20 protein-coding genes and 1 pseudogene are annotated in these 25,374 nt (G+C 63.4%); 12 read left to right on the top strand and 9 right to left on the bottom strand.

Going from position 1 to position 25,374, the window contains the following annotated elements; all coding sequences use genetic code 11:
- Window positions 1-546: 546 nt before the first annotated feature.
- The 3 genes and pseudogenes from QN397_RS09520 to QN397_RS09510 all read left to right on the top strand — a co-directional run bounded on the left by QN397_RS09520 (window position 547) and on the right by QN397_RS09510 (window position 5,598).
- Entirely contained in the window at window positions 547-2,856 is a 2,310-nt protein-coding gene (locus QN397_RS09520; protein WP_323500777.1) for an FdhF/YdeP family oxidoreductase, read from the top strand.
- 158 nt (window positions 2,857-3,014) lie between these two features.
- Window positions 3,015-3,542, top strand: a complete 528-nt coding sequence (locus QN397_RS09515) for a hypothetical protein (RefSeq protein ID WP_323500776.1) — start codon at window positions 3,015-3,017, stop codon at window positions 3,540-3,542.
- Window positions 3,543-3,719: 177 nt separating this feature from the next.
- A pseudogene (locus QN397_RS09510) lies at window positions 3,720-5,598 on the top strand (TonB-dependent receptor).
- Here the strand turns inward: QN397_RS09510 and QN397_RS09505 are convergent.
- The 3 genes from QN397_RS09505 to QN397_RS09495 all read right to left on the bottom strand — a co-directional run bounded on the left by QN397_RS09505 (window position 5,580) and on the right by QN397_RS09495 (window position 9,705).
- On the bottom strand, window positions 5,580-6,779 hold the full coding sequence (locus tag QN397_RS09505) for an acetate/propionate family kinase (protein WP_323500775.1): 1,200 nt from the start codon (window positions 6,777-6,779) through the stop codon (window positions 5,580-5,582). The pseudogene QN397_RS09510 and the gene QN397_RS09505 sit on opposite strands and share 19 nt — an antisense overlap.
- A gap of 39 nt (window positions 6,780-6,818) precedes the next feature.
- Window positions 6,819-9,008 carry a glycogen debranching protein GlgX gene (glgX, locus tag QN397_RS09500; protein ID WP_323500774.1) on the bottom strand — a complete coding sequence of 730 codons (2,190 nt, stop codon included), beginning with the start codon at window positions 9,006-9,008 and terminating at the stop codon, window positions 6,819-6,821.
- Window positions 9,009-9,147: 139 nt separating this feature from the next.
- Window positions 9,148-9,705, bottom strand: coding sequence for a DUF4865 family protein (locus QN397_RS09495; RefSeq protein ID WP_323500773.1), 558 nt, complete (start codon window positions 9,703-9,705; stop codon window positions 9,148-9,150).
- Window positions 9,706-9,811: 106 nt separating this feature from the next.
- Between QN397_RS09495 and QN397_RS09490 the strand changes: the two genes are divergently transcribed.
- Both QN397_RS09490 and QN397_RS09485 read left to right on the top strand, forming a co-directional pair.
- Window positions 9,812-10,669: a LysR substrate-binding domain-containing protein gene (locus tag QN397_RS09490; protein ID WP_323500772.1), complete on the top strand. Its 858-nt coding sequence runs from the start codon at window positions 9,812-9,814 to the stop codon at window positions 10,667-10,669.
- 104 nt (window positions 10,670-10,773) lie between these two features.
- Window positions 10,774-11,199: an SRPBCC family protein gene (locus QN397_RS09485; protein ID WP_323500771.1), complete on the top strand. Its 426-nt coding sequence runs from the start codon at window positions 10,774-10,776 to the stop codon at window positions 11,197-11,199.
- A gap of 23 nt (window positions 11,200-11,222) precedes the next feature.
- On the opposite strand, the gene QN397_RS09480 is transcribed toward QN397_RS09485, so the two are convergent.
- Window positions 11,223-12,788, bottom strand: a complete 1,566-nt coding sequence (locus QN397_RS09480; RefSeq protein ID WP_323500770.1) for a cation:proton antiporter — start codon at window positions 12,786-12,788, stop codon at window positions 11,223-11,225.
- Between the two features lie 59 nt (window positions 12,789-12,847).
- On the opposite strand from QN397_RS09480, the gene QN397_RS09475 reads away from it, so the two are divergent.
- The 5 genes from QN397_RS09475 to QN397_RS09455 all read left to right on the top strand — a co-directional run bounded on the left by QN397_RS09475 (window position 12,848) and on the right by QN397_RS09455 (window position 18,225).
- Window positions 12,848-14,035, top strand: a complete 1,188-nt coding sequence (locus QN397_RS09475; protein WP_323500781.1) for a multidrug effflux MFS transporter — start codon at window positions 12,848-12,850, stop codon at window positions 14,033-14,035.
- A 104-nt stretch (window positions 14,036-14,139) separates the two neighbouring features.
- Window positions 14,140-15,474 carry an MFS transporter gene (locus QN397_RS09470; protein ID WP_323500780.1) on the top strand — a complete coding sequence of 445 codons (1,335 nt, stop codon included), beginning with the start codon at window positions 14,140-14,142 and terminating at the stop codon, window positions 15,472-15,474.
- Between the two features lie 11 nt (window positions 15,475-15,485).
- On the top strand, window positions 15,486-17,066 hold the full coding sequence (locus QN397_RS09465; protein WP_323500769.1) for a DHA2 family efflux MFS transporter permease subunit: 1,581 nt from the start codon (window positions 15,486-15,488) through the stop codon (window positions 17,064-17,066).
- The gene (locus QN397_RS09460; RefSeq protein WP_323500768.1) at window positions 17,059-17,562 is read left to right on the top strand and encodes a CinA family protein; all 504 of its coding nucleotides are present in this window, start codon (window positions 17,059-17,061) and stop codon (window positions 17,560-17,562) included. The genes QN397_RS09465 and QN397_RS09460 overlap by 8 nt, the downstream gene beginning before the upstream one ends.
- Window positions 17,563-18,225, top strand: a complete 663-nt coding sequence (locus QN397_RS09455) for a DJ-1/PfpI family protein (protein WP_323500767.1) — start codon at window positions 17,563-17,565, stop codon at window positions 18,223-18,225.
- A 36-nt stretch (window positions 18,226-18,261) separates the two neighbouring features.
- Here QN397_RS09455 and QN397_RS09450 read toward each other — a convergent pair whose 3' ends face one another.
- From QN397_RS09450 to QN397_RS09430, 5 genes are read right to left on the bottom strand one after another with little or no spacing between them, the layout of a single operon-like run.
- Entirely contained in the window at window positions 18,262-18,576 is a 315-nt protein-coding gene (locus tag QN397_RS09450; RefSeq protein WP_323500766.1) for a hypothetical protein, read from the bottom strand.
- Window positions 18,573-19,013 carry a MaoC family dehydratase gene (locus QN397_RS09445; RefSeq protein ID WP_323500765.1) on the bottom strand — a complete coding sequence of 147 codons (441 nt, stop codon included), beginning with the start codon at window positions 19,011-19,013 and terminating at the stop codon, window positions 18,573-18,575. The genes QN397_RS09450 and QN397_RS09445 overlap by 4 nt, the downstream gene beginning before the upstream one ends.
- 17 nt (window positions 19,014-19,030) lie before the next feature.
- The gene (locus tag QN397_RS09440) at window positions 19,031-19,441 is read right to left on the bottom strand and encodes a MaoC family dehydratase (protein ID WP_323500764.1); all 411 of its coding nucleotides are present in this window, start codon (window positions 19,439-19,441) and stop codon (window positions 19,031-19,033) included.
- Window positions 19,438-20,601, bottom strand: a complete 1,164-nt coding sequence (locus QN397_RS09435; RefSeq protein ID WP_323500763.1) for an acyl-CoA dehydrogenase family protein — start codon at window positions 20,599-20,601, stop codon at window positions 19,438-19,440. Before QN397_RS09435 ends, QN397_RS09440 begins: the two co-directional genes overlap by 4 nt.
- A 13-nt stretch (window positions 20,602-20,614) precedes the next feature.
- Entirely contained in the window at window positions 20,615-21,814 is a 1,200-nt protein-coding gene (locus QN397_RS09430) for a CaiB/BaiF CoA-transferase family protein (protein ID WP_323500762.1), read from the bottom strand.
- Window positions 21,815-22,188: 374 nt separating this feature from the next.
- On the opposite strand from QN397_RS09430, the gene QN397_RS09425 reads away from it, so the two are divergent.
- Both QN397_RS09425 and QN397_RS09420 read left to right on the top strand, forming a co-directional pair.
- Window positions 22,189-23,811, top strand: a complete 1,623-nt coding sequence (locus QN397_RS09425) for an AAA family ATPase (RefSeq protein ID WP_323500761.1) — start codon at window positions 22,189-22,191, stop codon at window positions 23,809-23,811.
- Between the two features lie 6 nt (window positions 23,812-23,817).
- Window positions 23,818-24,906, top strand: a complete 1,089-nt coding sequence (locus QN397_RS09420; protein WP_323500760.1) for a hypothetical protein — start codon at window positions 23,818-23,820, stop codon at window positions 24,904-24,906.
- Window positions 24,907-25,374: the final 468 nt, after the last annotated feature.

Raw genomic sequence — 25,374 nt, 5'->3', positions numbered from 1 at the left:
GCTCGAACCCATCGGGTACATCCCGCCTGCAGAAGCTGAGGCAAACTACTACCGGCAACTCGCCAGTCAAGCCACCATGGTGGCGGCCTGACTTAAACCAATCAGCCTCCACGAATCCCGGGGCGATTCAGTTTTGGAGCGCAGGCTAAGACTGCTTTGGGCCCGAAGCTGACGGTCGCGCACCCCGATCAACCGCGGCCCTCACATGGCGCAGGCCGGTGGGGTGTACTGCGCAGCGAAGTAAAGGAGGAGGCGAAGCCGGGGGACATGAGCGGAGCAGTGCACCGCGCCGGCCTGCGCCCCGCACGAGCGCATCGTCAACCCGCCTTCTTCTTGTCCTCGCCCATACCTGCCGGTCGTCGTCATTCGCGATAAGTGTTGGCGCGTACCGTCTCATGGCTCGCGCAAGAGCCGCAGCAGCAAGTGCATCCCTCAGTCTTACAAAGCGCGGTCCGTCTTCCCTACCTGACAGAGCGCGTCTCCTGCCTATCTTTCAAGACATCGATGCCTGTTGAGGCACCGGCCGATTCAAAAAGGTAGTCCCCGATGAGCGCAGTTCCCGAATTCAAGCCCAATGACCATCCATCGGGCGGCTGGGGCTCCGTCAAGGCAGTGACGACCTACCTGATTCGGGAAGAAGCCCTTGTTGCCGGCACCAAAGCACTGCTCGTTCAAAACAAGCCCGGCGGCTTCTCATGCGTGAGCTGCGCCTGGGCTAAGCCGTCCAAGCCGCACCTCGCCGAGTTCTGCGAGAACGGCGCCAAGGCGACCGCCTGGGAACTCACCGGCAAGCGCATGCCGGCAAAGTTTTTCGAAGAACACACGTTGACCGAGTTGGAAACCTGGAGCGATCACGAACTCGAAGTCGGCGGCCGTCTCACGGTGCCAATGCGATGGGACTCCGCCACCGATCGCTACCTCGAAGTCAGTTGGGAAGATGCCTATGCCGACATCGGCGCCGAGCTTAAAAAGTTGCGCGCCGAAGACCCGAAGTCGACTGTGTTCTACGCCTCAGGTCGCGCTTCGCTGGAGGCCAGCTACATGTACCAGTTGCTGGCCCGGCTGTACGGTAACAACAACCTGCCCGACAGCTCGAACATGTGCCACGAGAGCACATCGGTCGCGCTGCCGTTGACCATCGGCGTGCCGGTGGGCACTGTCACGCTCGACGACTTCGAGCAGACCGACGCGATGTTTTTCTTCGGCCACAACACGGGCGTCAACAGTCCGCGCATGCTGCACCAACTGCAAGACGCGCGCAAACGCGGCGTGCCGATCGTCACCTTCAATCCGCTGCGTGAACGCGGGCTGGTGAGCTTCGCCAATCCACAGTCGCCGATAGAGATGCTGACTCTGGCCGAGACGAAGATCAGCACGCAGTACCACCAGCTGAAGATCGGTGGTGACATCGCAGTGCTCACCGGCATGTGCAAGTCGCTCATCGCGATGGACGACATCGCAAGGCTCGCCGGCATCAAGCGCGTGCTCGATGTCGACTTCTTGGCGGAGCACACCAGCGGCTTCGAGATGTTCGCCGCAACGGTCCGCGAAGCCTCGTGGGCCGGGATCGAAAAAGAGTCGGGCCTCACGCGTGACGACATCGAGCAGGCAACGCTGGTCTATGCCAAAGCGCACGCCGTGATCGCGGTGTACGGCATGGGCCTGACACAGCACCGCAAGGGCGTGCAGAACGTGCAAATGCTGTCGAACTTGCTGCTCCTGCGCGGCAACATCGGCCGGCCGGGCGCAGGCATTTGCCCAGTGCGCGGGCACTCGAACGTGCAGGGCCAGCGCACGGTCGGCATCACGGAGAAGCCGGCGCTGGCGCCGCTCGACAAGCTGGCCGCGCTGTACGCATTCGAGCCGCCGCGCACCAAGGGGCTGAACACCGTAGAAACCTGCGAGGGTGTGATCGACGGGTCGGTTCGCGCCTTCATCGGGCTGGGCGGCAACTTTGTGCGGGCGGTTCCGGAGACGGAGCGTGTCGAGGCGGCCTGGCGTCGCTTGCGATTGACTGTCAACGTGGCGACCAAGCTCAACCGGAGTCACTTGATCCACGGCGAGGTCTCGTACCTGCTGCCGTGCCTGGGCCGCATCGAGATCGATCGGCAGGCGAGCGGCGAGCAGACCGTGGCGCTCGAAGACTCGACAGGCTTCATCCATGCCTCCAAAGGCGTTGCGGAGCCGGCCGAGTCGACCCTTCGTTCGGAAGCCTCGATCATCGCCGGCATCGCGCAGGCGACGCTCGCGCCCAACCCGATGGTGCCCTGGCAGGACTGGGTCGCCGACTACGGGCGGGTGCGCAGCGCCATCGAGGCCACGTACCCGGAAATTTTTCGAGACTTCGAGCAGCGCTTTCGCATTCCCGGCGGTTTTCAGCGGCCGATTCCGGCACGGGAGCGCATCTGGAAGACCAGCAGCGGCAAGGCCAACTTCATGGTCGTGAAGAGCCTGGTCGCCGACCCCGACGCGCCGGAGACCGACCCCGACGTGCTGCGACTCATGACCATGCGCAGCGACGACCAGTTCAACACCACCGTCTACAGCCTGGACGATCGCTTTCGCGGTGTGTACGGCACGCGCAAGGTGCTGTTGATGAACCGCGACGACATCGACCGGCTCGGGCTGGCCGAAGGCGCGATCGTGACCGCGTCGACCGCTGTAGATGACGGGCACACGCGCGAGGTGCGGGGACTGCGCATCACCGGCTTCGACATCCCGGCTGGTTGCGTCGCTGGCTACTACCCGGAATGCAATCCGCTGATCCCGCTCGCGCACCACGCCGAGCAAAGCAAAGTGCCCGCAGCGAAATCGATTCCGGTGCGACTCCGCCTTGCTTCGCCTGACTTCGCCTGACTTCGCCTGACTTCGCGCTACCGTCGTAGAGCGATTGAATCCGCTGGCATGTTTCCCGCGTAAACAGACCAGATTTAAATAGCATTTCCCGCTCCATGCCAACTCCGCAAGCCAGACTTTGCCAGGCGTTGCCAGCTCTCCCCAGAGGGCTGCTGACGTTGGGCGAAGCGTTTCGGCTGCTTCAGTGGATGGTCGTTGCGATCCTCGCGGTGAGCCTTCCGCTGCAAGCCGTCTCGGCTTCCGTCACGGCGGTGTTGGGAGCGCGGCACACCCACCGCGCCGAGGTCACTGAAAGAATCGTCGCAAGCGACGCGAAGGATTCGATGAGTGGCTGGCGCGACTTTCGGCGCATGCAGTACAGCAATGCGCGCAGCCATTCGCATGACCGCGCTGAAGCCCAGGCTGAGGCTCATGAGCATGCCCATGCACTCGGCCTTCGACATCATCACCAGCTCGACGACACCAGCGTGATCCTGGACGACGCTTTCGACTTTGCCGACCGCGGTGACTCGACCGACACGGCGCAAGCCAGTGCGTCGTTCGTGTTCATGGCGGCCAGCAACGACGTCGATTTACTTCCGCCCCCCGAAGCATTCGGCAAGGCGTGGAGAGCCGCACGGTCTGTTGCACCGGGCAGCGCCGACCCGTGGCGCATCGAGCGGCCGCCGCAGGCACTGTCGACCTGAACGGCTGACGACAGTCGGGCGTCCCGCCGAGCGCGGCGGCGCCGTTTGAAACCTCTACCGCTCTGAAGCTCGCGACGGGTATCGCGCGACGCTGCGCATCGCCACGCGCACTCCAATTCCCGTTCCCGCGTCTTCAGCGCCACGCTCGGCACACTGTCATTGCTCGGAGGACCCGCAATGGCGCAAGACAGCCATCTGCCAGAAATCGAAGTGCGAGGCCCGCGAGACGCCACCATCGGCGCGGCCGACAGTGCCAGCGAAGGGGCGGCCGAGCGCCAAGTATTCCAGGCGCGACCGAAACTGCGCCCCGGCGACATCGTGGAAGCCGTGCCGGGCGTTGTCGCCACCCAGCACTCCGGCGACGGCAAAGCCAACCAGTACTTCCTGCGCGGCTTCAATCTTGACCACGGCACCGACTTCGCCGTGAGCCTGGACGGCATGCCCGTCAACATGCCGACGCACGGCCACGGACAGGGCTACGCCGACCTCAACTTCCTCATCCCCGAACTGGTGTCCGGCGTGAAGTACCGCAAAGGACCTTACTTTGCCGAGGGCGGAGACTTCTCGCTAGCGGGCAGCGCGTCGCTCGACTACTTCAGTGCACTCGATGCGCCGTTCGCCGAGATCAGCTACGGCTCCAATAACTACAAGCGCCTGCTGGCCGCCGGCTCACGCACCGTGGGTGACCAAACCTGGCTCGGCGCCGTCGAGCTCGTTGGCAACGACGGCCCATGGAACGTGTCGGAAAACCTGAAGAAGGCCAACGCGGTGCTGCGCTATTCGCAGGGCTCGCCGACGCAAGGCTTCAGCATCACCGGCATGGCCTACAAGAGTCGCGGGACCTCGACCGACCAGGTGCCCGAGCGCCTGATCGACAGCGGCGCGTTGCCGCGCTTCGGCTCGCTCAACCCAACCGATGGCGGCGAAACCCAGCGCGTCAGCCTGTCGGGCAAGTGGTTCAACAAGACGGCCGCAGGCGAGACCAACGTCAGCGCCTATGCCATCGCCTATCGCTTCAAGCTGTTCTGCGACTTCGCCTACTTTTTGAACAACCCGGTCAACGGCGACCAGTTCGAGCAGACCGACCGGCGCACCATCTTCGGCGCGCAAGCCTCGCATGTCATGCCCAACAAGATCGGCTCGCTCGACGGCGTGCTCACCTTCGGCGCCTCGTGGCGTGGCGACCGCATCGGCGAGGTCGGGCTCTACAACACAGAAGCGCGGCAACGGCTGTCGACAGTGCGAGACGACAAGGTCTCGGAGGATCTGTTCTCGATCTACGCGCAGCAGCTGGTGTACTTCAGCGACCGTTGGCGCGGCTACGTGGGGCTGCGCGGGGACACGCTGCGTTACGACATGCAGGGCCGCGAGCCGGTCTACGGTCCGCTCAACAGTGGCAAGGGACACGACTCGCTGGCCAGCCCGAAGGCGGGGTTGATCTTCACGCTCACGCCGCAGCACGAGTTCTATCTGAACGCAGGTGTCGGCTTTCACAGCAGCGATGTGCGTGGCGCCACCATCAGCGTCGATCCGCAGACCGGCCAGGCTGCAGACCGCGTGCCCGCGCTCGTGAAGGGCAAGGGCGCCGAGGTCGGCTGGCGCTTTCAGCCCAACGAAGACCTGACGACGACCGTGGCGCTCTGGAAGCTCGACCTCGACTCGGAACTGGTCTATGTCGGCGACGCTGAAGTGGAAGCTCAACAATGCCTTTCGCTTCGAGGTCGACGCCGCCCTGTCACGCGCCCGCTTCAAAGGGATCGCGCCGGAAGGTGAGGGCAACTACGTCGACAACGCCGTGGAGCGCGTGCTGGCGACCGGCGTCACCTACATCGATGGGCCGTGGACCGCGTCGCTCTGGCTGCGCTACCTCGGGCCACGCGCGCTCGATACGCTCAATACGGTGCGCTCACGCTCCACCACGCTGCTGAACTTCGGGACCAGCTACGCGGTGAACAAGCAGCTGACCCTCGGGCTGAACGTGTTCAACATCGCGGGCAAGAAGGGCAACGAGTCAGCGCCAAATGGACTTTTTAGCCGCTATCTCACTTCTATATGAAATAGCACCTGACATGCCTCGTCGGCGATCACCTGTTCTTCGTCGGTGTGCATGACGAGAAGCGAGATCTCGCTGTCGGGTGCGTCGATGCGAAGCTTGTGTGCGTTGTTCGCCTCGGCGTCGATGCGAACGCCGAGCCAGCCCAGATGCGCCGCAATGGCCGCGCGAACGCTCGGCTGATGTTCGCCGATGCCGGCGGTAAAGACGATGGCGTCCAGGCCGCCGAGGGTGGTGGCGATCGCCGCCATCTCGCGCGCAACGCGCAATGCGAACAGTGCCAAGGCCTGACGTGCTTCCGGTGCATCGCTGGCGACAAGCTCGCGACTGTCCGCTGAAATGCAGGAGACGCCGAGCAATCCGGAGCGGTGATAGAGCATGTCTTCGAGCGCGTCGACGGACATGCGCTTTTCTTTCTGCAGATGCAGCAGCACGCCGGGATCGAGCGCACCGGGGCGCGTCGCCATCGGAATGCCGTCGAGCGTCGAGAACGACATGCTGGTATCGCGGCTGATGCCGTTCTCCAGGCCGCACAGACTCGCGCCGCTGCCCAGATGGGCGACGACGACGCGGTCGCCGATATCGCCCACGTTGCCATCGCCATTCAGTGCCAGTCGGCCGGCAATGAACTTGTACGAGAGCCCGTGGAAACCGTAGCGCTTGATGCCTTGGTCGAACAGATCGCGGGGCAGGGCGAAGCGACGCACCAGGTCGCTTTGCGTGCGGTGAAACGCCGTGTCGAACGAAGCGGCTTGCGGCAAGTCAGGACGCAGCTTTTGCACCGCGCGAATCAGACGCAGGCTCTGCGGCTGATGCAACGGGGCGAGCGACGACAACGCATCGATGGCCGCGAGCGTGTCGTCAGAGATCTTCGTCGGCCCGTCGAAACGATCGCCGCCATGCACCACGCGATGCGCTACAGCCAAGAGCTTGTCGGACTGGAAATGGCTCGCGAGCCAGCCGAGCGTTTCATCGATAACGTCGTGCAGGTCCTCTGTGGCGTGCGACTTCAAGGTCACCTGAAGCGGTCGATTCGCCTCCTCGATCTTTAGCGACAGCGGCTTGTGCCGGAGATCGATGGCACCCTGCCCAAACGCTCGCGCCTTGCCGTCTTCGATCGCAAAGAGCCCGAGCTTGATCGTCGATGAGCCAGGGTTGAAGGTGAGGAGTACGTCGCGTGCCATGGGTGCATCTTGTACCGACTCCCAGTCACCGCACCATCGTCAGAGCGATGCGACGAGCGCCGCGACCGCGTCCGCAGACTGCTTTTCACCGGCAGCGACAAACAGCAGCATCGACCGTCCCGTGACCGTGTAGATCGCCTCTGGCTCGAAGTCCTCGGGCTCCTGCGGGTCGAGTGCGGTATCGATCAGGCGCGACCAATGCACACCGTCGGCACGCGCCGGCAGCTTGAACTCGATCGCGTCTTGCCAGCTGTTGATCATGATCATCACGGTCGCATCGTCAGCGGGCCGCGCGATCGAAGAAGCTTGCGCGGTGCCTTCGAGCAACATGCCGAAGCAGCGCGTTTGCGGGTCGTCCCAGTGGCCCGAATCCATCTCGGCACCATCGGGCGCGAGCCATGTCACGTCCTTGAGCTGCGTCTCTTCCTTGACGTCGCCTGACAAGAAGCGTCCGCGGCGCAGCACCGGCAATTCCTTACGCAGCTTCGTCAGACGTTGCGTAAAACGGTTGAGCGCCTGACCACGTTCGTCGATTTCCCAGTGCAACCACGAGATGTCGTCGTCCTGGCAATAGGCGTTGTTGTTGCCTTGTTGCGTACGGCCGAACTCGTCGCCGGCCAACACCATCGGCGTGCCCTGCGCCAGTAGCAAGGTCGCCAGCATGTTGCGCTGCTGCCGTGCGCGCAGGTCGAGCACTGCCTCATCGTCGGTGTCGCCTTCGACACCGCAATTCCACGAACGGTTGTCCGAGGAGCCGTCGCGGTTGTCTTCGCCGTTGGCGTCGTTGTGTTTCTCGTTGTAGCTCACCGTGTCGGCCAGCGTGAAGCCGTCGTGCGCGGTAATGAAGTTGACGCTGGCCCAAGGACGGCGGCCGCGATGGTTGAAGCGGTCACCGCTGGCCGACATGCACTGCGCCAACTTGGGCGCCAGCGCTTCGTCGCCTTTCCACCAGGCGCGCACGTTGTCGCGGAACTGGTCGTTCCACTCGGCCCAGCCCGGAGGAAAGCCTCCGACCTGATAGCCGCCGGGGCCGATGTCCCATGGCTCGGCCACCAGCTTGACACTCGACAGCACCGGGTCTTGCCGGCAGCTCTTCAGGAAGCCGCCGCCTTCGTCGAAGCCGTACGGCTCGCGCGCCAGGATGGTCGCCAGATCGAAGCGAAAGCCGTCGACGCGCATCTCCGTCACCCAGTAACGCAGGCTGTCCGTCACCATCTGCAGCACGCGCGGATGGCTCAGGTTGAGCGTATTGCCGGTACCGGTGTCGTTGATGTAGTAGCGCGCACCGGGGCCTTCAGCGCCGTTGCCGTCTGCACCACCGCCCGGCATCAGCCGGTAATAGCTCGCGTTGTCGATGCCCTTGAAAGACAGCGTCGGGCCAAGCTCATTGCCTTCGGGCGTGTGGTTGTAGACCACGTCCATGATCACTTCGAGCCCGTTCTCGTGGAAGCGATCGACCATCGCCTTGAACTCGTCGATGTTGGGCCCGTCCATGTAGCGCTGGTCGAGCGCGAAGAAGCCCATCGTGTCGTAGCCCCAGTAGTTGGTGAGGCCCTTATCCGTCAGGAACGGCTGGTTCAGGAACATCTGGATCGGCAACAGCTCGACGCTGGTCACGCCCAGTTCGCGGATGTGCTTGATAGGACCGTCTTGCGCCAGGCCGGCGAAGGTGCCGCGCATGTGCTCGGGCACGTCGGGCCGGCGCATGGTGAAGCCGCGCACATGGGTTTCGTAGAACACGGTCTGGTCCCACGGCACCCGAACGTTTCGGGTCTGCTTCCACTGAAAGTGCGAATCGACCACCACGCATTTGGGCACCATGTGCGCACTGTCGCGCTCGTCGAAGCTCAGGTCGGCATCTTCATGGCCGACGGTGTAGCCGAAGAGTTCCGGCCCCCACTTCAGCTCGCCCATGTGCGCCTTGGCGTACGGGTCCATCAACAGCTTGTGATGATTGAAGCGGTGGCCTTTCTCGGGCTCGTACGGGCCGTGCACGCGGTAGCCGTAACGGGCGCCGGGCTGCAAGCCGGGCACGAAGCCGTGCCAGACCTCGTCGGTGTATTCAGGCAATGTGATGCGGGCCAACTCCTCGATGCCGGCCTCGTCGTAGATGCAGACCTCGACTTTGGTTCCATGCGCGGTGAACAGCGCGAAGTTGACGCCGTGGCCGGTGTAAGTGGCGCCCAACGGGTGCGCGGTTCCTTCTTCGATCGAATACGTTTGTGTCATCACTGAATCATCGCGGATGACAACGACAAACTGACGGCTTTCCGGCTCGCCGGCTCGTAGGCGAAAGCCTCTCGAAGCGGGGCTGCGACGAAATCACTGTGATGACGGAGTCGGTAGTGCTTCAGCCGAATTTGTGCAGTCAATACCGGCTGCCTGTCGCCAGGTAACGCAGCTCGAACGTTCGTGCGTCGGCGATGCCTTGCGGTGGGCTGGACCAAAGCGCCGTGCGGGTCAGTTGCCAGGCATGCGGGTCGAGCCCCACGAAGACGGTGTGCAGTCCAGACTCGCCTGCCACCAGGCTGGCGGCGTCCCGCTCCGCAGCGGCGAGCGCGACGAGGTCTGTGTTCGGCGGCAAGTCGATGAATTGCTGCGTGGCAAACGTCGGCGTCATTGCGCGCGCAGGGCCATGCTGGTTGGCGATTGGACTCCACGACCGCACCTTGGGCCGGCCGTACTTTGCCGCAACCGCACGGAACGAGTCAGACATGAGGAAAGCGGTCATCCCTGCAGGGTCGTTCCAAAGATAGAACGGTGCATAGCGGTTGGGCGCGGCGCCCGAGCATGCCGCTACCAAAAAGGCTTTCAGGTGAAGGCCCGGCAGCCCGTCGAAGCGCGCACCGATCTCCGAGATGCGTTTGCGGACCGAGTCCAGATCGAAGTCGTCGGGAAAATCAAAACCGTATTGCATAGCCAGCATGGCGTTTCCTTGGGCGGTGAGAGAAGGATCTCAATCTAGGTCCACCTGAACGTTTAAACAAACGATTTGTTTATAGTTAAAAGTTTAGAATTCCTCACGTATGCTTTTGGATCTTTCACTCCTGCAAACGCTGGTGGCTGCTGTCGACCTCGGCGGCTTCGGCAAAGCCGCCGCTCAGCTTCATCGTTCTCCAGGTGCCATCAGCCTTCAGATCAAGGCGCTGGAGGAACGAGTCGGAGCCGAGCTCTTCCGCAAGTCCGGGCGCCAGCAGGCCTTGACCGAGGCGGGCGAACTGCTTGTCGGGTTTGCCAGGCGGATGCTGCAGATCAACGGGGACGCATTGCTCGCCGTGCAGGGCGTGCATCTGGCGGGCGAAGTGAGATTCGGCATGCCGCAGGACTTTGCGGACAGTTGGCTGCCGCAGGCTCTCGCCCAGTTTGCAAGAGCGTATCCGGCTGTGCGCATTGCCGTGACTGTGGATCGCAGCCCGGTGTTGCTGTCCGCGCTGAAGTCGGACCATCTGGATCTGGTTCTCGCCTTCGGCGACGCGGACACGGCAACTTCAGAAATATTGACGAGCCTGCCCGTGCAGTGGATCGCGAGCCCGAATTTTTCGTTGGGTGCTGACGCGGCGGTTCCGCTTCTCGTGCTCGATCAGCCCTGCGGGTTTCGTCAGGCGGCGACCGATGCCCTCGACCGCGCAGGACGACCGTGGCGGATTGCGCTGACCAGTGCCAGCGTGTCCGGCATATGGGCCGCTGCGAAGGCCGGGCTGGGTGTCACCGCACGCACGACGGCGCACATCCCGCCAGAGCTTGCACCGGCAAGCGCGGCGTTGAGACTGCCCCGATTGCACAAAGTACGGGTCTCGCTTCACCGAGACGGTGCGACGACCAACCCTGCGGCGGTGCAACTGTGGTCGGTCGTCAAGGAAGTGGTCAGCGGGCAACTGCCTCGAGTCTGAGGTTTGAAATGTGCACTGCTGCGGCTGACGATGCTTCATGCCGATTGTGCGCAAGCGAACAGAATGGACTCGCTTTTCAACCTGCCTTGAGGTTGAATGCGCGCATGGCATCCATCTACAAGCAAATCGATATCCAGGCTCCGGCCAAGCAAGTCTGGGAGGCGGTGCGCGATTGGGAGGTGGTGCACGAGCGGCTGGTGCCCGGTTTCGTCGTCGACGTCAAACTGGAGCCGAAGGCGCGCATCGTCACTTTCGCCAACGGCGTGGTGGCGCGCGAAATCATCCTGGCGGTCGATGACGCGGCGCACCGGCTGGCGTACTCGGCGGTCGGCGGCCGTGCGGCACACCACAATGCGTCGGTGCAGGTTTTTCAGACTGCCCCAGGCAGTTGCCAGATCGTTTGGATCACCGACGTGTTGCCTGACGCGCTCACGCCGGCCATCAACACGATGGTCGAAGAGGCGTCGGCGATCATGAAGCGCACGCTGGAGCGGGCGGTTCCTGGCGGCTCCAACGCCCAGGGCCGCTAGCAGTTTTTGCAGCAGCGGCCCGTTCAGCCTTCGACCAACTCGAAGCTGCTCGGCGGCGAGGCGGCCAGCTCGGCCCAATCGAGTTCTTCTTCGAGCGTGTGGAACACGTCTTCTTCCATCTCGCCCGAGCGTCGCAAGTCCGCAAGCCTGGCGCGCTGTGCGGCGATGCTGCGACGCGTCAGGTCGTCGATCTTGGCGGCTTCGCGCGGGTGCTTGCCGGCGTCGATGGCCTCGCGGTCGGCCTTCAGCGTTTCGCGCAGCGCCTCGGCCGCATCGCCGCGCTCGTTCTCGACGCTGGCCATGCCTGCGTCGATCAGCGCGATGCGGCCGGCGATCAATTCGTGGTCGAACGATTCGTCCCTGGCAAAGCGCAGCAGCCGGATCAGCGGCGCCAGCGTCAGGCCTTGCAGCACCAGCGTGCCGAGCACGACGGCCAAAGCGCTCAGGACGATCAGGTCGCGTTGCGGAAAGTGCTGCGGCAATGCCAGCGCAGTGGCCAGCGTGACCAGCCCCCGCATGCCGCACCACGAGGTCAACATGCCTTGCGCCAGCGTCGGCACCTTGCGTGCGCCCTGTTTGATGGAGAAGAAGTGAAGCACGCGGTTGTAGAACATGACCCAGACGATGCGCACCACGATCACCACCAGCAGCACCGCGCCAGCGAAAGCCATCGCCGGCCACAGCTCCCTTGCAGACAACCGCTCGACGATGCCCCGGGCCTGCAGCCCGACCATCAGGAAGGCCAGCACGTTGAGTACGAACACGGTCGTGTCCCAGACCGAATACGAATGCACCCGGTCGCGCGGTGCGGTCTTCTCGGGCGCATAGCGCGCCACCGTCATCGCCAGCGCAACGACCGAAAGGACGGCCGACAGATGCAGCCGTTCAGCCAGCACCCAGGCGCCGAAGGTCGAGACGAATTCCGACAGCGTGCCGCCCAGCGAACCCGCCAGGGGCGCAGACACGGCCACCTGGATCTTGCCGATAATGAAGCCCAGCAACAGCCCGCCCGGTGCGGCCAGCCACAGCGCCACCGGTGTGGTCGCAGCCGCGCCGGTGGCCGCGGCCGAACCGGCCGAACCGGCGGCCACCGACGCCACCGCCGCGCTGAAGATCAGCAGCGCGACCGCATCGTTGAGCAGACTCTCCCCCTTCAATACGCTGACGGTCGCGCGCGGCAACTGAAAGCGCCCTAGCACCGCGCTGGCCGCAGCGGCGTCGGGTGGCGCGACGATGGCGCCGAGCGCGATGGCCGCCGCCAGTGGCAGGCCGGCCACCACGACACCGAGCCAGGTCACGGCCGCGGTGGTCAACAGCACCAGCACCGCGGCCAGCGAGAACAACGATAACCAATAGCGCCGCAGATGCCGCGGCGGAAAGTCGAACGCCGCATCGAGCAGCGCCGGCGCAATGAACAACGCCAGCGCCAGCGAGGGATCGATGCCGATCTCCGGCGCCCAGGGCAGCGCTGCCACCACCACACCCGCCAGCGCCAGCATGGCCGGGTAGGGCACCGGCCAGCGGCGCGACACCTGGAGCAATACCAACGCGATGACCAGCAGCGTCAGCATGCTTTCGAACAAGACCATATCGAGTGACCGGTTACCGGGATTGCGACAATCGCAACATGCCTTCCCGTTTTCTGAAAATGGCCCTGCTGCTGGGCCTGCTCTCCGCCATCGGTCCTTTCGCCATCGACATGTACCTTCCGGCCTTGCCGGCCATCGGGCAAAGCCTGGGGGCCGACATCGGTGCCGTGCAGATGAGCCTGACGGCGTTCTTCCTGTCCCTCGGTATCGGTCAGTTGTTGTATGGCCCGGTGTCGGACATGGTCGGGCGCAAGCCTCCTCTTTATGCGGGTTTGGCGTTGTTCGCGCTTGCCAGTGTCGGCTGTGCACTGGCCACCGACATCCAGACCTTGATCGTGCTGCGCTTCATCCAGGGGCTGGGCGCGGCTGCCGGCATGGCGATTCCGCGCGCCATCGTGCGCGACCTGCACACCGGCACGGATGCGGCGCGGCTGATGTCGCTGCTGATACTCGTGTTCAGCGTGTCGCCCATCCTCGCGCCGTTGGCGGGCAGCGGCGTCATCGCACTCAGCGGCTGGCGCGGTGTGTTCTGGGTCGTCATGGTGGCGTCGGTCGCGGGCATGGCGATGATGTTCATGCAGCTCGACGAAACGCGACCGCCATCGGAGCGCGTCGAGAGCAGTCTGGGCAGCGCGCTCGGTGCGTACTGGCTCCTGCTGCGCGACCGGCACTACCTCGGCCTGGTCTTCATCGGCGGCTTCGCGCTGGCCGGTTTCTTTGTCTACCTGGCCAACTCGTCGTTCGTGATGATCGACCACTACGGCCTGTCGCCTGCGGTCTACAGCGTGGCCTTCGGCGTCAACGCTGCGGCCTTCATCGCTGCCTCGCAGTTCACCGGCGCGCTGGGTGAACGCTTCGGCCTGGTGCGGGTCGTGAAGTTCGGCGTGCTCGCCTGCGGCACCGTCATGCTGGCGCTGTTCGCCTATTTCGCCTCGGGCGGTGACCGGCTGGCGGTGCTCATCGTGCTGTACTTCATCGCCAGCGGGTTCATGGGACTGGTGATACCGACCTCCGGGGTGCTCGCGCTCGAAGCGCATGGCGCCATCGCCGGCACGGCGTCGGCCTTGCTCGGTACGCTGCAGATGCTGACGGGCGCTTTCATGATGGCGGCGGTCGGGCTCTTTACCGATGGCCGACCGTTGCCGATGGTCGCGGGCATGGCCGCAGGGGCGTTCGTCGCTGCGGTGCTGACCTGGCTCACGCTGGGCGGTTGGCGCACGGCGCCGAAAATGGAGGAGGCCCTGTGAGCGCCGTGGCCTCCGACACATCCGACACGTCCAACACGTCCGGCGCATTGAACGCCGCGCCCAAGCTCGGCGACGGCCTGGCCCAGCCGGCACGCAACCGCGCCATGATGGTGATCATCCTGGGCATCGCGGTGGCGGTGCTCGACGGCACCATCGTCAACCTGGCATTGCCCGGCATCGCGCGCGAACTGAACGCCAGTGCGTCGCACGCCATCTGGGTCGTCAACGCGTACCAGATCGCCATCCTGGTGTTGCTGCTGCCACTGGCCTCGCTGGGCGATCTGGTCGGCTATCGCCGCGTCTACCTCGTCGGCATGGCCTTCTTTACGCTGGCATCGCTCGGTGCCACGCTGTCGAACTCGCTCGGCACATTGATCGCGGCCCGCGCGCTGCAGGGCCTGGGCGCCGCCGGGATCATGAGCGTGAATGCGGCGCTGGTTCGGCTCATCTATCCGTCGACCAAGCTGGGGCGCGGCATGGCGATCAACTCGCTGGTCGTTGCCACCGCCTCGGTCGCGGGACCATCGGTCGCGGCAGCCATCTTGTCGGTGGCGTCTTGGCCGTGGCTCTTCGCGCTCAACGTGCCGCTCGGCATCGCGGTGTTCTTTCTCGGCATGCAGTCGTTGCCCGCCAACCGCGTGGCGCCGGCTGCGGGCTCGCGCTTTTCGCTCATCGACGTGGTCCTGAACATCGCCATGTTCTCGCTGATCTTCATCGGCGCCGACCGGCTCGGCGTGCGCGAAGGCGGGCAGGGCGCCGACCCGATGGCGTGGGTCCTGCTCGCGGCAGGCATCGTCGTGGGTGTGTTCTACCTGCTGCGCCAGCGCACGCTGGCGGTGCCGCTGTTCCCGGTCGACCTGATGCGCATTCCGGTGTTCGCACTGTCGATGTGCTCTTCCGTCGGCGCCTTCAGCGCGCAGATGCTGTCGTACATCGCGCTGCCATTCATGCTGCTCGAGACGCTGCACCGTTCGCACATCGAGGCCGGCTTGCTCATCACCGCCTGGCCGCTCGCCATCGTGGTGGCTGCGCCCGTCGCCGGGCGGCTGATCGGCCGCGTCCCGGACGGTCTGCTCGGCGGCATCGGCATGGCATTGATGGCGCTGGGCCTGGCGCTGCTGGCCGCGTTGCCGGCCGATCCTTCCAACCTGAACATCGTGTGGCGCATGGCGCTGTGCGGTGCCGGCTTCGGGCTGTTCCAGTCGCCGAACAACCACACCATCGTGACCTCGCCCCCGCCGCAACGAAGTGGTGCGGCGAGCGGCATGCTGGGTACCGCGCGCCTGACCGGGCAAACGCTCGGCGCGGTCATGCTGGCCGCCATCTTCAGTGCGTGGGGTCCGCACGAAGGGCGCGGCCAGGTCATCGCCCTGGCGGTAGCAGCCGCATGCGCCGCGCTGGCCGGCGTGTTCAGCGTGCTGCGCACTCGCGGCAAGTAGAGTCTGGGCCGATGACGCAGATCGGCAAGTCCGATACGACGCCATGCCCGCCGGCCTCCCGGCCCTGGGTGCTGGCGGCCGCCATCGTCGGTTCCAGCATGGCCTTCATCGACGGCACGGTCGTCAACGTGGCCTTGCCTGCCATCCAGCGCGACCTGCATGCGACGGCTTTTCAGGCGCAGTGGGTCGTCGAGTCGTATGCCCTGCTGCTGGCGGCGCTGCTGCTGGTGGGCGGGGCGTTGGGCGACCACTTCGGGCGGCGGCGCATCTTCGCGATCGGTGTCGGCCTGTTCGCATTGGCGTCGGCAGCCTGCGCCGCCGCTGGCGACGTGCATCAGCTCATCGCGGCGCGCGCAGTGCAGGGCGTCGGCGGTGCCTTGCTGGTGCCCGGCAGCCTGGCCCTCATCAGCGCGTCGTTCCCGGAAAAAGAACGCGGACGCGCCATCGGCACCTGGTCGGGTTTCAGCGGCATCACTGCGGCCATCGGTCCGGTGCTTGGCGGCTTTCTGGTCGATCGCTTCTCGTGGACCTGGGCTTTTCTGATCAACCTGCCGATGGCCGTGGTCGTGCTCTTGCTCGTCTGGCGCCACGTGCCCGAAAGCCGCAACCAGAAGGCCGGCGCGCTCGACGGTTGGGGCGCCTTGCTGGCCACCGTGGCGCTGGGCGGCATCGTCTACGCCTTCATCGAGGCACCGACGCAGCACTGGACGTCACCCGCCGTGCTGACGGCGCTGGTGCTCGGCGTGGCCGGGACCGTTGCCTTCGTCGTGGTCGAAAGCCGGCTGCGGTCGCCGATGTTGCCGCTCGGTCTTTTCAAGGTCGCGAACTTCGGTGGCGCGAACCTGCTGACGTTGCTGCTCTATGCGGCGCTCGGCGGTGGCCTGTACTTCTTTCCGCTCAACATGATCCAGGCGCAGGGCTACTCCGCCACCGTCGCGGGTGCTGCGCTGCTGCCGTTCATCCTCATCATGTTCGCGCTGTCGCGCTGGGCCGGGAAGCTGGTCGATCGCTTCGGGCCGCGCTTGCCGCTGGTCATCGGCCCGACCATCGCGGCCGCAGGCTTCGCGCTGTTCGCGGTGCCGGGCGTCGGGGCCAGTTACTGGACCGGATTCTTCCCGGCCGTCGTGGTGTTGGGCTTGGGCATGACCATCACCGTGGCACCGCTCACCACCACCGTGATGAACGCGGTCGGGCCGGATCTCGCAGGCGTGGCATCGGGCGTCAACAACGCGGTGTCGCGTGCCGCATCGGTGCTGGCAATCGCGGTGTTCGGCGTGGTCATGGCGTGGGTATTCGATGCCGCGCTGATGGAGCGACTGCATGCGATCGGCGCTTCGCCTGCGGTCACGGAATTTTTGCAAGGCGAACGCGACAAACTCGCAGGCGCCTTGTTGCCGGCCGGGCTCGATGCGGCGACCACAGCGGCGCTCAAGCATGCGGTGGCAGATGCCTTTGTCAGCGGCTTTCGCTGGGTCATGCTGCTCTGCGCCGGGCTGGCGTTGTTGAGCGCGGCGAGCGCGTGGTGGATGATCGGTGGCAAGGCGGCGCCTGTCGAAGCCGCCGCTCTCGATCGAAAGGTTCTCGATGTCTGATTTACCCGAGCCGTTGGCGGTGATAGCTGCCCGTGTCGGCGCCGTTCTGCGTGCGCGCGGAAAAACCGTTGCGGTAACGGAATCATCGGCTGGCGGACTCGTCTCCGCAGCGCTGCTTGCGATCCCCGGCGCGTCGGCCTATTTCCTCGGTGGCGCGGTCGTCTACTCGCGCCGTGCCGGCAAGGGTTTGCTTGGTCTGACCACCGACGACATGGTCGGTCTTCGGGGAGAAACCGAGCCCTATGCGCAGCTCGTTGCCGGCAAGGCACGCGACATCCATCGCGCGACCTGGGGCATCAGCGAGAGCGGTGCCGCGGGGCCGGTCGGCAGTCCGTATGGCGACCCGGCAGGCCGCGTCTGTCTGGCAGTAGTCGGCGATTCTGTGGCGTTGGAAACCGTGATGACCGGCGAGACCGACCGCGCGATGAACATGGACTTGTTCGCGCGCCATCTGCTCGCGTTGTTCGAGCGGACGTTGAACCCACCGGCAATCTGAATGGACAAAGCAATGCAGGACTTCACGACGACCACCTTCGGCATCCTGGTCTTCCCCGAGGTAGAAGAACTCGACTTCGTCGGCCCGTGGGAAATGCTCACGATGTGGAGCAAGGTCGCAGACGGACCCGGCCGCTGCCTCATCATCTCCGAATCGCCGGGGCCGTTGACATGCGCCAAGGGTCTGTCGATCAACCCGCATGTGTCGTTCGCGGACTGCCCGCCGCTCGACTATCTGCTGGTGCCGGGCGGGCAGGGCACGCGCCGTGAAGTCGGCAATCGCGCGCTGCTGGATTTCGTCTCGTCTCAGGCCGCGAACTGCTGCGCCGTGCTGTCCGTTTGCACCGGCTCTTTCGTGTTGCACGCCGCCGGCCTGCTCGCCGGCAAAAGGGCCACGACGCACTGGGCGCAGCTCGATCGCTTTCGTGAACTCGGGGACGTCGATGTGGTCGAGGAGCGCTTCGTGCGCGACGGCAAGCTGTGGTCGTCGGCGGGCGTGTCGGCCGGCATCGACCTCATGCTGGCGTTCATCGCGAGCGAGTCCGGCGACGATGCGGCGGGCAAGGTGCAACACGCTTCGGAGTACTACCCGGCGGAGACGCGCTACGGCAAGTACGAAGACCATGCGCAAGCGCCTGCGTACCTGAAGCGACCACGCCCGTAAGTTCTTGCGCGGTCCGGCGAGGCCCGCCCCAACCTGCTACTTGCCAATCGGCGCGAAGCGCTGCCGCATGAAGTTGCGCACATGCGGCGTGAATTCCATAAATCCCTTCACCGCATGGAACTCCGGCGTGTCGTAGACCCAGTCGCCGGCCACTTCGTAGATGGCCGCGTACTTCGGCCCATCTTCCAGTGAGACGAAGCGGCGTGCCGACAACCAGCCGGGGCAGGCCAGCAGCGCGGGCACATGTACTTCTTCGTACCAGCGGTTGAAAGCGTCCTCATGCGCGGGATCGACATCGACGCGGACCATGTGAAGTTGAGGCGCCGCAACCGTAGTCGAGATGCCCGTCATGCCGCCACCTTCGGCTTCACCCGCGGGAACTTAAGCGTGGCCTCGGCCTTCAGCACTTCCTTGTCGGCTTCGTTCACCGCGCTGGCCTGCCAGGTGACGGTGCGCGTACCGGCGTTCATCTGTGCGATCCAGACCTTGAACTCGATCGTGTCGCCATAGAACACCGGCCCGGTGAACCAGAAGCGGTCTTCGATCGACACGCCCAGCGTGCCCGCGAGTTCGGCGGTCAGCACGCTGGTGCAGATGCCGGCAACCATGATGCCGGGCGCAAGCCGCTTGCCGAAGCGCGTGGTCTGGGCATAGCTGTCGTCGACGTGCACCGGACCGAAGTCGCCGGTGGCCGCGATGTAGAGCGCGCCGTCGGCTTCGGTGATGGTCTTGCGCACCGACACGCAGTCGCCGACATGCAGGCTGTCGAAGGGTTTGAGTTCGTACATGGCGCTGATTCGTTTTTTCAGCCGCGCGCTTGCACGGGCACCAGCCTGGCGGTGCCTTGTGCCATCACCTCGCCGGTGGACTTGGTGCACCGCACGCTGCAAGACACGGCGTCGTTCGCAACGTCGAGCACCTCGATGCGCGACTCGACCGTCTCGCCGACCAGCACCGGCATCGCGAAGTCGATCTGCAGGCCGCCGAGCCGCCATGCGACGCCGGCGACGCGATTCAGCGCCGTGGTCGCCAGTGCGATCGCGCTCAAGTCGAAGGCCAGCATGTTCTCGAATCCGGCCGCCTCGGCTGCGCGCTTGTCGACGTAGAGCGGCGCCATGTTGCCGCTGATGCCGGTGAACATCGCCTGCTCGGCGACGGTGAGGGTCTTGCGAAACGACATGGCGTCGCCGACCTTGAGCGCGGGCCGCCCGTTCAAAGCACCAGCCCGTTCTTGATGACGGCCTTGGCGATCAGCATGCGGTGGATCTCCGACGTGCCGTCGTACAGGCGAGTCACTCGGCTGTCGCGGTAGATGCGCTCCAGCGGCAAGTCTTTGCAGAAGCCCATGCCGCCGAAGACCTGAATGCCGCGGTCGGCCACGCGGCCGATCATCTCGGAGGCGTAGAGCTTGACCATCGACACCTTGTCGCGTGGCTCGCGGCCCTGGTCGAGTTCCCATGCCGTGTTGAGCACCATCATCCGCGTGGCGAAGATCTCGGTGGCCGAGTCCGCGATCATCTGCTGAACCATCTGGAAATCACCGATCGGCTGGCCGAACTGCTTACGTTCGGCCGCATAAGTGCGCATCATCTCCAGCACGCGCGACGCCATGCCGACCGCCCGTGCGCCGATGTGCGCGAGGCGGATGCCGGCCACGCTGTTCATGATCAGCTTGAAGCCGCCGCCGACTTCGCCCAGCACTGAGTCCACAGGAATGCGGCATTCGTCGAAGGAGAGTTCGGCATGGCCGTAGCCGCGGTGGCCCATCATCGGCTGCACGCGGTTCACGCTGAAGCCGGGCGTGCCTTTGTCGACCAGGAACAGCGTGATGCCGCCACGGGCCCGCTTTTCCTTGTCGGTGAGCGCCATCACGATGACGTAGTCGGCGATATCACCGTCGCTGATGAAGTGCTTGCCGCCGTTGAGCACCCAGTGGTCGCCATCGAGCCGCGCGGTGGTCGAGATCGATGCGGCGTCGGAGCCGGCGCCTGGTTCGGTGATGGCCATCGCGCAGATCTTGTCGCCCCTGACCGTGGGCAACAGGTACTTCTCGCGCTGCGCGGCATTGCAGGGCAGCAGCATCGGATAGACCTGACCGAACACGCGGCGGATCAGCGCGTCGGAGGTCTTGCCGAACTCTTCTTCGACCAGGCACATGGTCACGTTGTCGAGCCCGCCGCCGCCGCAGTCTTCCGGCATGTTCATCGCGAACAGGCCCAGCTCCTGCGCTTTACCGCGCACGCGCTGCAAGGCTTCGGGCGGCACATGGCCGAGCACTTCGGTTTCGTTTTCGAGCGGCTGCACTTCCTGGGTGACGAAGCGGCGCACGGTGTCGACGAGCAGTTGCACGTCGGGCGGGGTGGAGAAGTCGAACATGGGATGGATGTGATCAGTTGGAGGAGGGCGCCGGCGGTTCGCCGACCGCTCGCGAAGCAATCAGCGCATCGATCTCGTCGGCGCCATAGCCGATCTCGCCCAGCACCTCGCGTGTCTGCATGCCCAGCCGTTGCGGCGCCCAGCGCACGGGCGGCGCCGCGCCGTCGTAACGCAACGGGTGGTTAAGCATCGTGATCGGCGCGCCCTCGACACTCTCGGCATCGATGAACACGCCCAAGTGCGCGAGCTGCGCATCGTCGCGGAGCTCGTCGTAATCCTTCACCGGCATGTGCCAGATGCCGCGCGCGGCCAGCAGCGGCAGCCATTCCGCGGTGGTGCGCGCGGGCATGCGCTGCGCGACGATGCGGGTGATCTCGGTGCTCTTCGAAAAGCTGTCGGCGGTGTCGAAGCCGGCGAGTTCGGGCAGGTCGAGTGCCACCGCCAGATCGGCCGGCGCCGCCATCGAGATTGCCAGGTGACCGTCGGCCGTCGCGTGGATGCCCGACGGCCCCGAGCCGCACCAGCTCGCAAGCCCGTGCGGTCCGCGTGATGTCGCCGAGCGTGCGCCGTTCATCCACGCCGTCATCGACTCGGCCTGCAGGTCGATGGCCGATTGCAACAGGCTGCCTTCGACCAGCCGACCCTGCCCGGTGCGCTCACGCGACAGCAGCGCAGCCAAGATGCCCATCGCCAGCAACGATGCGGCGTGCTGGTCGACGATGACCGGGCCGGCCGGTGTCGGCGGCCCGTCGGCGCGGCCGGTGCGTGCGGCGAATCCCGAGCGCGCCTGCAGCAACAGGTCTTGCCCTGGCAAGTCGCGGTCAGGCCCGCTGGCGCCGTAGCCGCTGACCGATGCGTAGACGATGCGCGGGTTGAACGCCTTGACCTGCTCGTAGCCCAGGCCCAGCCGCGCCATCGCGCCCGGACGGAAGTTCTCCATCACCACGTCGGCGCCTTCGACCAGCTTGCGCGCGACCGCCTTGCCGGCCTCCGATTTCATGTCGAGCGCCAGGCTGCGCTTGTTGCGGCCGGTCGTCAGCAGGTTCACGCTCTGGCCCGCAACGAAGTGGTTGGCGACCGCCCAGTTGCGGTGGAAGGCGCCGTCGAGCGGCTCCACCGCGATGACGTCCGCGCCCATGTCGGCCAGCAGCTGAGCCGCCATCGGGCCGGCGTGGAAGTGGTTGAAGCTGATGACCTTGAAGCCGGAGAGCATGGGGGTTCCTGAAAAGCGGTAGGGCGTTTTCAGAATAGATGCGGGGTGGCTTATTGAGGACGTTGCGGCTTATTCAATATCTGCGGGGGACTATCAGTGGGTTGGATAGCTGAGGCGGCGGCGTTGCTGCGGATTTGCCCGCTTCGGAGGCCTACGGAGGCTCCCGCGACAGGCTTTGCGGATTTCGACTGGATACGCAAATGTGCGGACCTCTCGCAGCGGCTCGGGTCGGTCTTGAGTAGGGGAAGACGCACCGCTCGCTCACCGCCAGCCCGTTCTTCACCGCGAACCGCTGGTCGCCAGTACGCACTTGCGCAATGACACAGTATCGGAACTACATACAAACGGTTACGATCCAATGAGGAGAGTGCTCAATGCTAAAACTTAATGCTTTTGGAGTTCGAAATTTAAGGTCGCTAGAAGACACGGGCCTAATAGAATTAAAGCCAATAACAATTCTTGTGGGAAAAAATAGTGCAGGAAAAAGCACGTTCGCTCGAATACTTCCTTTGCTTAAGCAGAGTTCTGAAAGAAGGAAGCAAGGTCCGTTGCTTTGGTTTGGCCGGTTGGTTGATTTTGGTTCGTTCGATGAAGCAGTTTCTTCATTTGCAGGAAATAGATTAATCGATTTTCAATTTCAATTTAAAGGCTCATTCACCACTTTTCAAGGTCGTCGCAGTCCACGTTCTGATGCCCTTTCCCCTGGCGAACAGGGGTCAGTCGATGTGACATTGCAACTTGGGGCTGAGGGTGAGGATGGAAGAACGGTACTACGAGCGCTCGCACTTGATATATTTGGCGTAAAAATAAAAATCACAGGAGCGACCTCAAAGGAACCGCAGGTTGATATAGACGGTCAGCCAGTACGAATGCCGTCGAATGGCAGGGCTTTTCTTGCGCAGGGTGCAATACTTCCAGTCCTAAGGCTTCTGTTTCGTGGAGAAGCTGCAGTTTCAACAGTTAGTGACGCTGCCTTTTTCAGTACGCCGCAAATGGAGCGCTTGGGGCTTGCCCGAGTGAGGGCTGCAATTGGCGCCTTCGTGCACGGCAACACCTTAACGGAGCGGAAAGATGAGATAGCGCGCCGCTTGCCAGTCGCCTCGCCAAACGTTCTGCTGGAATACTGCCGTTCACTAGCGGGGGTACCAGATACTTGGAGGACGAACATGGCAGCCTCTACGTCACAAACGCCAAAGGTACTGGAATTGCAGCGTGCACTGGTTGTATTCAACCTGGAATCGCTCCTCGCGGAGTTGGATGACGCAATACTTTCCTTCAGCGCTGGGGTTAGTTATCTAGAGCCGCTCAGAGCAACAGCACAGAGATACTATAGAAGAGAGGAGGTCTCAATTGAGGAGCTCGATCCAAAAGGTCTTAACACAACTTTTTTCTTGCAGGGGCTGTCGATTCGCGAGCGTGATGAACTTAATGGTTGGCTGATTAGCACTTTTGGGTTTTCATTAAGTGTCCGAACGGTAGGGGGGCATTCTTCGCTCAACATTGAAATCGAAGCAATGGGTCATAGCCGCAATATGGCCGACGTTGGACTTGGATATTCGCAACTTGTACCGGTTGCGATACAGCTGTGGGCCTCTATGCGCAGGAGACCTATTCGTTCTCCTTTGCTTACGAGAAGTGCCGTGAGTTCAAGTCAAAGAGCGTTAGCGCCAATTGTTGTGGTCGAGCAGCCGGAACTACATTTACATCCTGCATACCAAGCGAAGCTTGCGGATGTGTTCGCTGCATGCGTTGCTAAGCGCGATGTGGGAGACGAAAGTTCCCGGAGACTTCCTCTTCGAATTGTTGCAGAAACACACAGTCCGAATCTGATAAATAGGCTTGGCGAACTTGTAGGGGAGGGAGCACTAAGTGCGGACGACGTTCAAGTGATCGTTTTTGAGTCCGAGTTTCCCAATCCTGCGACGTCCATCAGAATTGCCAAATTCGACGACAAAGGGATTTTGCAAAACTGGCCGATTGGCTTCTTTGAGTACTGAGAAGGTATGTTATTTGTTCTCAACGAAGAGGCTTCGAAGTTGGCTGAGGAGCAAACTGCAGTCCAGGCGACGCGTGTGGCGGTTTCGCGTCTCCTAAACACATATGCTGATGGACACCACGTGGTGTTGATGGAAAGGTCGGCATGCAGGGCCATTGAAGAATCGCCAAACTTTTCCATTGAGCAAAGAGGGGCTGCACAAAAAATTCGTACCCGATATGCCGATTATGGATCCTTGCCACGTTTACTGACTCACTATTGCGTCGTCACTGCAGTGGGAACTGTTCCAACACGCGCGGTTCATGGCTGGGATGTGCCGCTAATTTGGCTGACAGCAAATCCGGTGTCTCGCGCGTGCCTCCTTTGCGAGGATTTGCACGATACGCATGTCTTTCTAGCCGCAGGTGCGGATTACCTTAACGAAAAAAAGTTGGGTGCTTTTGAACTGCACGCGGATCATATGGGTGGCGGAGGCGGGAATACGCATCGGGCACTACAGCAAGCGATTGTCGGCAGAAAGATTTGTTTCTGTGTTGTCGATTCTGATATTAAGGGTCCAACTGAAGGTCCTGGCCCGACAGCAAGTCCGTGCACAACGGTAACTGGCTCGTCGGTCTTCGAAGTTAAGCTTACAGCAGGACGAATGATTGAAAATTCATTGCCTTGGCGGCTTATAGATCGTGTGCGTCAAAATATGCCGGTCGTTCCATCGGAAGACTTAGCCAGGATGGAGGTGGTCTATCCTAGAGTTTCTGAATTTTTGAGCTTGAAAAAAGGAGTGTCTGGCTACGACATTAAAGGAATGGCAAATGCCGCAACGAAAGTTTTTTGGACTAGCGCCGCTGCTGCTCTAGTGGGAACTCCAATTTGTTGTCCTGCCGGGGTTTGTCAAGCGCACGCTGAGGCAAATTGTTCCTACAAGCCACATAGAGGCTTTGGAGGCAGTCTCCTAGCAGACGTCGCGACGTGGCTAAAAGAGAATGATCAGCCTACGCGGAGTAGGCATTACCTCCCTTCTCCAAACGACTCTGACTGGAGGGCGATCGGTAGTGCTGTAGCTGCGATTTTTTTAGGTCTTCAACCGCGCAGGCTTTGAGTGTTCACAGGGCGGTTCAGGCGGCCGTGTGCGGTACGTTGGCATGGGCAAGGTGTGCGGCGTGCGCCTGTTACAGGATAGGAGCTCGTCGCGCGACAGGAACGAGGGCGCCTGCGCCTCTAGCAGCCGGTAGCGCATACGGCATTCAGGACCCAGTCTTGCGAGCCGAAGTTCAGCAGCGCGCCATTCGCATGCTGGACCGCGCGCAGCACGCTTGTCGACACCGTATTGTTTCTGGAAGGGTCATCTATGCGCCCACAGCTCGGTCGCTGCCCAACGCGGGTTGAACTGAGTAGTTCTTGATTTGTGGCCCTGACGGGTTTCGAAACTCGTGACGTGGAGCATTCAGGCCGAGGCTTGCAAATTTCGTTTGACAGCGACATCGGCAGACGCGCAGGCGGAAGACCCCGTCCCGCCCGGCGAGGCGATCCAGAATCTTGTCTGCTTCTGGTCGGCCGATAGCAGTCG

The sequence above is a fragment of the Variovorax sp. RTB1 genome (assembly GCF_035018765.1).
Classification (GTDB): Bacteria; Pseudomonadota; Gammaproteobacteria; order Burkholderiales; family Burkholderiaceae_C; genus Variovorax.
This window is presented reverse-complemented; position numbering and strand designations above follow the sequence as displayed.

Excerpts from the sequence above, each read along its gene's own strand:
- QN397_RS09485 (WP_323500771.1), top strand. The coding sequence starts at position 10,774 with ATGGCATCCATCTACAAGCAAATCGATATCCAGGCTCCGGCCAAGCAA.
- QN397_RS09430 (WP_323500762.1), bottom strand. The coding sequence starts at position 21,814 with ATGCTCTCCGGCTTCAAGGTCATCAGCTTCAACCACTTCCACGCCGGC.
- QN397_RS09495 (WP_323500773.1), bottom strand. The coding sequence starts at position 9,705 with ATGCTGGCTATGCAATACGGTTTTGATTTTCCCGACGACTTCGATCTG.
- QN397_RS09455 (WP_323500767.1), top strand. The coding sequence starts at position 17,563 with ATGGACAAAGCAATGCAGGACTTCACGACGACCACCTTCGGCATCCTG.
- QN397_RS09450 (WP_323500766.1), bottom strand. The coding sequence starts at position 18,576 with ATGACGGGCATCTCGACTACGGTTGCGGCGCCTCAACTTCACATGGTC.
- QN397_RS09520 (WP_323500777.1), top strand. The coding sequence starts at position 547 with ATGAGCGCAGTTCCCGAATTCAAGCCCAATGACCATCCATCGGGCGGC.
- QN397_RS09460 (WP_323500768.1), top strand. The coding sequence starts at position 17,059 with ATGTCTGATTTACCCGAGCCGTTGGCGGTGATAGCTGCCCGTGTCGGC.
- QN397_RS09475 (WP_323500781.1), top strand. The coding sequence starts at position 12,848 with ATGGCCCTGCTGCTGGGCCTGCTCTCCGCCATCGGTCCTTTCGCCATC.
- QN397_RS09505 (WP_323500775.1), bottom strand. The coding sequence starts at position 6,779 with ATGGCACGCGACGTACTCCTCACCTTCAACCCTGGCTCATCGACGATC.
- QN397_RS09420 (WP_323500760.1), top strand. The coding sequence starts at position 23,818 with ATGTTATTTGTTCTCAACGAAGAGGCTTCGAAGTTGGCTGAGGAGCAA.
- QN397_RS09480 (WP_323500770.1), bottom strand. The coding sequence starts at position 12,788 with ATGGTCTTGTTCGAAAGCATGCTGACGCTGCTGGTCATCGCGTTGGTA.
- QN397_RS09465 (WP_323500769.1), top strand. The coding sequence starts at position 15,486 with ATGACGCAGATCGGCAAGTCCGATACGACGCCATGCCCGCCGGCCTCC.
- QN397_RS09435 (WP_323500763.1), bottom strand. The coding sequence starts at position 20,601 with ATGTTCGACTTCTCCACCCCGCCCGACGTGCAACTGCTCGTCGACACC.
- QN397_RS09445 (WP_323500765.1), bottom strand. The coding sequence starts at position 19,013 with ATGTACGAACTCAAACCCTTCGACAGCCTGCATGTCGGCGACTGCGTG.
- glgX (WP_323500774.1), bottom strand. The coding sequence starts at position 9,008 with ATGACACAAACGTATTCGATCGAAGAAGGAACCGCGCACCCGTTGGGC.
- QN397_RS09470 (WP_323500780.1), top strand. The coding sequence starts at position 14,140 with ATGATGGTGATCATCCTGGGCATCGCGGTGGCGGTGCTCGACGGCACC.
- QN397_RS09425 (WP_323500761.1), top strand. The coding sequence starts at position 22,189 with ATGCTAAAACTTAATGCTTTTGGAGTTCGAAATTTAAGGTCGCTAGAA.